The organism is Crocosphaera watsonii WH 8501, from assembly GCF_000167195.1.
GTDB classification, from domain to species: Bacteria; Cyanobacteriota; Cyanobacteriia; order Cyanobacteriales; family Microcystaceae; genus Crocosphaera; species Crocosphaera watsonii.
Genome location: NZ_AADV02000194.1, coordinates 1 through 7,274, shown reverse-complemented (window position 1 = coordinate 7,274; position 7,274 = coordinate 1). Strand labels below are relative to the sequence as shown.

General features: G+C 38.9%; 8 protein-coding genes and 1 pseudogene. 1 reads left to right on the top strand and 8 read right to left on the bottom strand.

The window, feature by feature from the left end:
- Window positions 1–406: 406 nt before the first annotated feature.
- The 5 genes and pseudogenes from CWATDRAFT_RS28315 to CWATDRAFT_RS28300 form a co-directional block, all read right to left on the bottom strand.
- A complete protein-coding gene (locus CWATDRAFT_RS28315) occupies window positions 407–700 on the bottom strand; it encodes an addiction module antidote protein (protein WP_007308200.1) in 294 nt (97 codons plus the stop codon).
- Between the two features lie 3 nt (window positions 701–703).
- Window positions 704–1,000 (bottom strand): type II toxin-antitoxin system RelE/ParE family toxin, encoded by a 297-nt coding sequence (locus CWATDRAFT_RS28310; RefSeq protein WP_007308199.1) that lies wholly within the window; start codon window positions 998–1,000, stop codon window positions 704–706.
- Between the two features lie 137 nt (window positions 1,001–1,137).
- A pseudogene (locus CWATDRAFT_RS28305) lies at window positions 1,138–1,509 on the bottom strand (DUF433 domain-containing protein); the annotation flags it as partial.
- A 25-nt stretch (window positions 1,510–1,534) separates the two neighbouring features.
- The gene (locus CWATDRAFT_RS41195) at window positions 1,535–1,666 is read right to left on the bottom strand and encodes a hypothetical protein (protein ID WP_268743139.1); all 132 of its coding nucleotides are present in this window, start codon (window positions 1,664–1,666) and stop codon (window positions 1,535–1,537) included.
- A gap of 291 nt (window positions 1,667–1,957) precedes the next feature.
- A complete protein-coding gene (locus CWATDRAFT_RS28300; protein ID WP_007308197.1) occupies window positions 1,958–3,442 on the bottom strand; it encodes an IS1380-like element ISCwa5 family transposase in 1,485 nt (494 codons plus the stop codon).
- Between the two features lie 313 nt (window positions 3,443–3,755).
- Here CWATDRAFT_RS28300 and CWATDRAFT_RS28295 point away from each other — a divergent pair, with 313 nt between their 5' ends.
- Window positions 3,756–4,496, top strand: coding sequence for a hypothetical protein (locus CWATDRAFT_RS28295; RefSeq protein ID WP_007308201.1), 741 nt, complete (start codon window positions 3,756–3,758; stop codon window positions 4,494–4,496).
- Between the two features lie 215 nt (window positions 4,497–4,711).
- On the opposite strand, the gene CWATDRAFT_RS28290 is transcribed toward CWATDRAFT_RS28295, so the two are convergent.
- The 3 genes from CWATDRAFT_RS28290 to CWATDRAFT_RS28285 are packed head-to-tail and all read right to left on the bottom strand — an operon-like array spanning window position 4,712 to window position 7,216.
- Entirely contained in the window at window positions 4,712–5,935 is a 1,224-nt protein-coding gene (locus CWATDRAFT_RS28290) for a hypothetical protein (RefSeq protein ID WP_007308196.1), read from the bottom strand.
- Between the two features lie 12 nt (window positions 5,936–5,947).
- Entirely contained in the window at window positions 5,948–6,265 is a 318-nt protein-coding gene (locus CWATDRAFT_RS40675) for a hypothetical protein (RefSeq protein WP_021829675.1), read from the bottom strand.
- Between the two features lie 18 nt (window positions 6,266–6,283).
- Window positions 6,284–7,216: a glycosyltransferase family 2 protein gene (locus CWATDRAFT_RS28285; RefSeq protein ID WP_007308194.1), complete on the bottom strand. Its 933-nt coding sequence runs from the start codon at window positions 7,214–7,216 to the stop codon at window positions 6,284–6,286.
- Window positions 7,217–7,274: the final 58 nt, after the last annotated feature.

Genomic DNA, 7,274 nt, shown 5'->3' with positions numbered 1-7,274 from the left:
CCCAACATTTGTGGCCCAGTGTGCTGCGCCCTACGATTGCCGACCCCACATGGACTGGTGGACCCCCCATTTGCAAATGATTATCATTATCGTTCATTCTCAATAAGCTCTCTGGTTGCCGACAATTGTTTAGGGTCGGGTAACAGAGAAAAACCGCTCTGGACTTACTTTTCAACCTACTTGTCACCCCGTGAGGTTCGGGACTTTTAATCAGTTCAGCGAAGGGGGCGATGGCTTCTCTGGCGGCTCCTGCGGTAGGAGCATGGACTTCGAGAAGGATGGTGCGGTCGCTTTGGACGATGAGGGCGTTTTCAGGATTGTAGGACATCTCTAAAATGAGCAAACGATGATGACGAAAGCCGGGATCTCCCCTTTCGTTAGCATGAGAAGTCAGAGCCGCTTGACATTAAACTAAAGGTTCAACTGTCAGCTTAAAACCGAGGGCTTTGGCTACTTTGGCTACCGTGGCAAAAGTGGGGTTGCCATCAGGAGACAATGCCTTGTAGAGTCCTTCTCGGCTTAACCCTGTATCTCGCGCCAGCTGACTCATGTTCCTAGCCCGAGCAATTACGCCAAAGGCATGAATAATCAAAGCAGGATCATCACCAGCTTCAGATAGACAAGCCTCTAGATACAACTGAATGTCCTCTTCAGTTTTGAGGTGTTCTGCTGAATCCCAGCGGGTAGTGCTAATAGCCATGATTCAATCCTCCAATTGTCTAGCAAGTTTTTTCGCCTTGGTAATGTCAGAATTTTGGGAGCTTTTATCACCACCACATAGGAGTACAACAATAACTAATCCGCGTTGCACGAAGTACACCCTGTAGCCAGGTCCGTAATGAATACGAAGCTCGCTCACCCCCTCTCCAACTGGACTGACATCGCCAAAGTTGCCCATTTCCAGGCGGTCAATCCGCGCTTGTACACGAGCCTTAGCCCTACGGTCTTTTAATCCCTTAAACCAGTTGGCGAATATTTCTGTTTGACGAACTTCGAGCATACGTTAACTATAGTTTACAGAGCCAAAAGTTGTCAACTATAGTTATCAGGTGGCTTGATGAGTAGGTATTGCATTAGACCTTCATTCGACAGTGTTCCCCAGTTATTTAATAATTCTGAATTGGAGCGGAGCTGTCTTGACTGGGCTAAGGCTCGTGTTTTCCATGCTTGAAGTTTGGCACGAAGGGCTTCCTGACCTGGCTTGGGGGGCATCGAGGCTATCTTGGCAAATCGTTCCCGATTGCGTTCTTCCCAATATTGACGAATTTCTGCTGCTGTTTGCAGACACTCTTGGTATTCTGCTTCAACCTCCGTACGATGGGTTTCAATGTAGGCTAAGGCTGAACAAATTTGCTCATTGTTAAGACCGAGTTTTTCACGGATTAACTTTGGTGGATACTGAGCTTTCAGGTAATCCATTACATCATAAAGAGTGATGCGTGTACCTGTAATCGTCAGTCCACGCTCAGTACGAATAATTGAGGATTGCTCATTCGATGCTGAACTCATAGCTGTTTCCCTGCCAAACTTAATTTTATATTATCTCAAAATTAGTAGAAAGATTAGGCATTTTATGTAAATAAGACGTATAACCATGATTAGCAAAAGCTTTTTGGACGAATGCCGCTAAGTTATCCTGCGATCGCTGACGGCCAAAGGATTTCAAGCGGATTTCATTTTAGCCCGAAGAACTTCACGGGGTTCTTGCATTACCCGGATTTCTCACAAATTAATTTGAAAGCCCAATCCAGAGATGAAAAATGATAATTTTTAGGACTAATAGAAATTTTGAATATAGATGAATAAAAAAATTGACTTTGATTATCCAAAAATTGAGTTTAAGAGGGAATAATTATATTAACTTTTGATTTTCTCCACGATAAATAAGACTAAATGAAAGTATCAGTCAGTCAACAACTTATGATAGATATCTTTTTCAAAAAACAACTTATTCTACTTATCCAGTATTAGGAATAGTTTTAATTCTTTTGTTAGCAATAGACAAAATATCTTGATAAGGACAAGCACTAGCTATAGCGATAATAATTCTTCTACAACTAATCTTTATTCTGGCTCCCAACTTAAGAAGATTTAGACGTATTCTTCCCACAGTTGCTTTAGCCAATGAAGTTTTTTTTAAACAGTGTTGACGAAAAGCATTTATGAGAACATAAGCCCAGGAATGTATCCATAATCTTAGTTGATTACTTTGAAATGTTTGAGTTGAAGTTCTATCAGCTAACAAGTCTAATTGTTGTTCTTTAATCCGATTTTCCATCTCGCCTCTCGGACAGTATTTTTTTGTATAAAGTTTTGAGGGTGGAATTTTTGAAGCGGGCAAAGATGTCACCACATGGCGCATTTTTAAGCCATCACTTCCATAACAAACTTTTGTCACTACTCTTCTTTGACAACTCCATGACTTTTCTGTTTTATAACGAATAGAGCGATACCAAGTAGAAATTGGTACTAATTTTTTAACTTCTTCTAAATCTTCTTTTTTCTGAAATAAACTATCCATTAATTCAGTTATTGGAGCTAGTTTTTTTTCATATTCATGTTTGGCTTTTTCAATTACATCATCCGCTCGTAACTTAAGAACGCCATTTGTTCCCATAGCTATAACATAATCAACTAAAGGCTGATTTTCACAAAAATAGAAGATTTCTTCACGGGCATAGGCACTATCACCCCTAACTAGGATATGAGTCTCTGACCATTTTTCTCTAATCAGTCCGATAATTCTTTGTAATTCGTCTAAGGCTCCATCGGCTGGATCTACATTAGATGAACGAAGTTTAGCAACTAATAAATGATGCCCACAGAAAATATATAAAGGAGCATAACATACTCCGTGATAATAACTATTAAAAAATGCCCCTTCTTGATTACCATGTACTTGGTCATCCGTGACATCCATATCTAATATAATACTTAAGGGAGGTTTTTTATAAGACTCTAAACAAAATTCGACAAAAGATTTTTCAATGGCTTCAAAGTTGGGTTCTATTTTATGATAACGACTCGTTTTTTGGTCGAGAATAGTCTCAGGACAATATTCCAATCTATTAATTGTACTTTTTCCAGCTAACCATCCCTTTTTATCTTCAAGTTCATTAAGCTTTTCTAAAGCGATCTTAAGGGCAGGATCGTGACGTAATTTATCATGGTCATTGACATCTTCATAGCCTAAAATAATTCCATAAAGCCTTTGTGCTAATAACTCATGAACGGAATGATCTACATAAGATTGATGACGATGATCTTGAAAACAGTTACCAAACTTCTCGGTAATTCCCAGTTTTTTATCCAACTCAGCTATCCAGACAATCCCCGCATCTGAAGTGATTAGTCCCCCATCAAAATTAGCGATTATTTCTTTTCCTTTCTGTTTACTAAAGTTGATTACTTGACGAGGGTTTCGGGGATGACTGGGACTCATTAAATCAGTTTAAGGTAAATTGCTTTAATAATTAAGTTATAGCATATTTTATTCTAACAATCTAGTACTATTAGAAATTTTATTAATAATTTTTTTTGAAAAATGAGTGATTGATTTATCTTTTCATCTTTGTCTAATTCGGGTTGATTTTAACTTAAAATCTGACAACAGACTGTTGGTTGGGGAAATCTGCGATCGCTCTGTTCAAACCCACTTCCTGTAAGGCTTCTGTGTTTGGCGATCGCAGATTTTGTGAGAAATTCGGGGATACCAAGAGTTCAAGGAATAATCGTAAAAACTAGGAGAAGCAATCATGAATTATGTCATTGGCGGTTGGACTCAAAGTCTTCAAGATCTGGCACCACCTACCTTTTCTTATGTTATGTATGGTATGGTAACGAACCTAGAGGGACTGACAACAGGCACTCCTAGTTCCCCAGGTTGGAGTCCAGCATCAAACCCCACTCCTCCGGCAAATGGTCAGGTAATGTGGACTTATGGTGGGGCTGGATGTACGCCACCAGGAATGCCATCTACTTCCTCCTACATCGACGCTATCTTGGATGCCACCAACATGAATGGATGGGCTGGTGTGGATTTTGATGATGAGTGTAACATGAATGTAGATGGATTAATCCAAACAATGGGTGCACTTCAGCCAATGCAAACCAGTTATACTTTTCTTGCAGGCTGGAATTACAACAACCCAGGTTCAAGTCCTGAGGGACAAGCAACCAACGAAGCAGTTATGCAGATTGCAGTAACAGGCGTAGCTAATCGTATGGTTTTGATGTGCTATGGCGATGCTATGTGGAGTATGCCAGACATCGAAAATAACGTAGGTCTTGCGATTCAACGAACTATCGAGAACGGGGTACCTCCTAAACAGGTGATTCTAGCGTTGACTCCTCATGGACTAAATGAAGAAAATCTTAATTATTTCCTTGATCAGATCATCAACTATGACATTGGTGACCTATTTATCTGGGATTTTCCCGCACTTAGTCCCTCTGATCTTAATACAATTGAACAAAGACTAGGCATCTTTGCATAGAAGTAGAATCTGCTTTGCATTGAAAGAATCCCACCGTTAAGCTTCGCTGTAACGGGGGATTCTTTCCACATCACTAAAATCTTTAGATTCTATTAGAATAAAGGAAAGAAGTGAAAAAAGCGAAAAAATCTAGCAATTCCGTAAAATATTTAATACTATCGTTATGAATCTCCTGTGCTTCAGCCAGGAGAGTGTCAACAACAGAAAATGCTTGATTAACCAATAAGAAAACGATAAGTAACTATAATTGAACTAACCAAGATAAGAAACCAAAGGACAAAAATTAATCTATTGAGCCAAAGATTAGAAATTTTCTCTTGAAGAACAAAGGGAAAGAAGTTAAACCGATTCCATTGGCTAACAAGTTTTTCCTTTTCAGAATAATTAGGAATACAATACTTAGTAATAGAAGGGTTAACGTAACAGGCAATATTGATCACTCTTTTAAGCAACCGTAGCTGATATTGAGATCCAGGAAAAGCATTTACTTCTTGGAAAATTTCTAAATTTAAAGGCATAGCAACGGAAGCTAACTGAACAATAAGAGCAATAGTAATAGCAGCTTTGACTAGGTTTTTTTTGAGGTTAGATAGAGAAGGAATTTCTTTAATTAATACTGCAATTAACGGAAGCAAAAACAGATGAAGAGATGTTACGTGATATCTAGCTGCACAAGCATGATCTCCATGCCAAAAAAAGAAGCGACTATAAGCTACTAGATGTAGGGAAAAATTCAATCCTATTGTGATTAAATACCACTGTAAATAAGGATGAAAACGTCGCCAATATGCTATACCTGCCACCAAACAAGGTAAGACGAGAGGATCGTAAAGAAAAATGCTTTTTGCTGGAGAAATAAATGGGCCCAATATACCCACATGAGGAGAGTTAACCAGGGGATAGTTTGGGTCTAGTTGTGGTAGTCCTTCCCACATGGGATCTGTAGCTAGTTGGAGTTTTTCAACCCTTTTTCCACTGGCAAAAAAACTACCATAGCGAATAATATCAAAAAGACGACCCAAAAAAGTAAATGGAACTAATCCCACCAACCAAATACTAATATCTTTAATTATTTTTTGAATATTCTTAGTTTGATATAGTAAGCATCCTAATAAAAAATAACCCACCGTAAAAACATGAAGAATACAGGTTATCCTAATTAAAATGGTTCCCCCTAAGGCTAAACCACTCCAAAAAAGTAATGGATATTTCTGGGTTTTAATAAATCCTAAAACTCCTGCATATCCCACAATTATTAGAGCCAGAATTTGGTTATTTTGTTGGTGGACTTGGGCATGATGAAGAACAGTAGTAGCCAATAATAAAAGCAAGCTAGAAATAGCTGCTACTTTATCAGGAAAATCGAATAAGTTAAGCAACCAATAGCCAGAAACAACAACAGCAACATTAATGGGAATAAAAATCAAAAAACTAACCATTAATTCTCGCCATTATTCTTCCTCTAAAATCGGAAAAACCTTAGATAATTGTGTTCCTATCCAATCACCAGGAAGCATCAACAGAGATTGTCCCTGTTCGTAAGCAATATAACGTTTTTCGTTCGCCCCTATAACCCCAAACCGAATATCCCCTCTGATTTTTCTATTCATATTTGGGGTAATTTGTACCTCTTCTTTGCCTGTCCACCAAGCATTAGCCATTTGTAGCCTTAGTTGCGTATCTAGAACCCCTAAATCACCTGCATTTGTTAGTAAAAGCCATAAAAAAGCAATTAACGTAATCTGTTTTATATATTTCATGCCCGTCAATGATTGAATTTCACCTCGCTAGTTTTTATTAATATAGGATAAATAAGTCATCCGTTTAAGTTCTCGCCGCCCACGGGCAACAGAATCTAAAATGAGTCCACAAGTAAAACTCAAAAAAGCTAATAACATAATCGAGGCAGCTAAAATAACTGTGGGAAATCGGGGAACTAATCCTGTATTGAAATAAGTTATTAACACTGGCAGACTTAAAATCAGGGCAATCATACCCAATAAAACAGATATAATCCCAAAGAAAAGGAAAGGCCGAACCTCTTTGAAAAGCAAGATAGCTGTTCCTAAAACCCGCCAACCATCGGTAAAAGTTTTCAGCTTACTTTCAGATCCTGGAGGCCGTGAACCGTATAAGGTATACTCCTCCATGAAAGGTAGTTTTAGCTCTAAAGTATGCACCGTTAGTTCGGTCTCGATTTCAAAACCACTGGATAGTGCCGGAAAAGATTTGACAAAGCGACGGGAAAAAACTCTATATCCTGAGAGCATATCTTTGAGATCTGCGCTAAATAAGAATTGAACTACTCCTTTCAAGAACAGATTCCCGCTACGATGACCTAAACGATAAGCCTGTTTATCCTCTGCTGCTGAACGACGGGCCCCAACCACCATATCAAGATTATAGGTTAATAATTTATTAATTAGCTCAGGGATAGCCTCCGCCTCATAGGTATTATCCCCATCCACCAAAATATAAATATCCGCATCAATATCAGCAAACATTCGTCTCACCACATTGCCTTTCCCTGGTTGCGGTTCGTAGCGAACAATGGCACCGGCCGCTTCAGCTTGGGCAACTGTGTCATCCGTGGAACGATTATCATAGACATGAATCTCTGCTTCTGGTAGCGTAGCCTGAAATCTCTTAACCACCTGAGCAATGGTTAAGCCTTCATTGCGACAGGTACTAATACCGCTAACGATAATCAGTTCGATCATGATGAAGATATGTTGATATGACTTCACATAGTACGGTCGGTGATTGATCTCTTCTCTC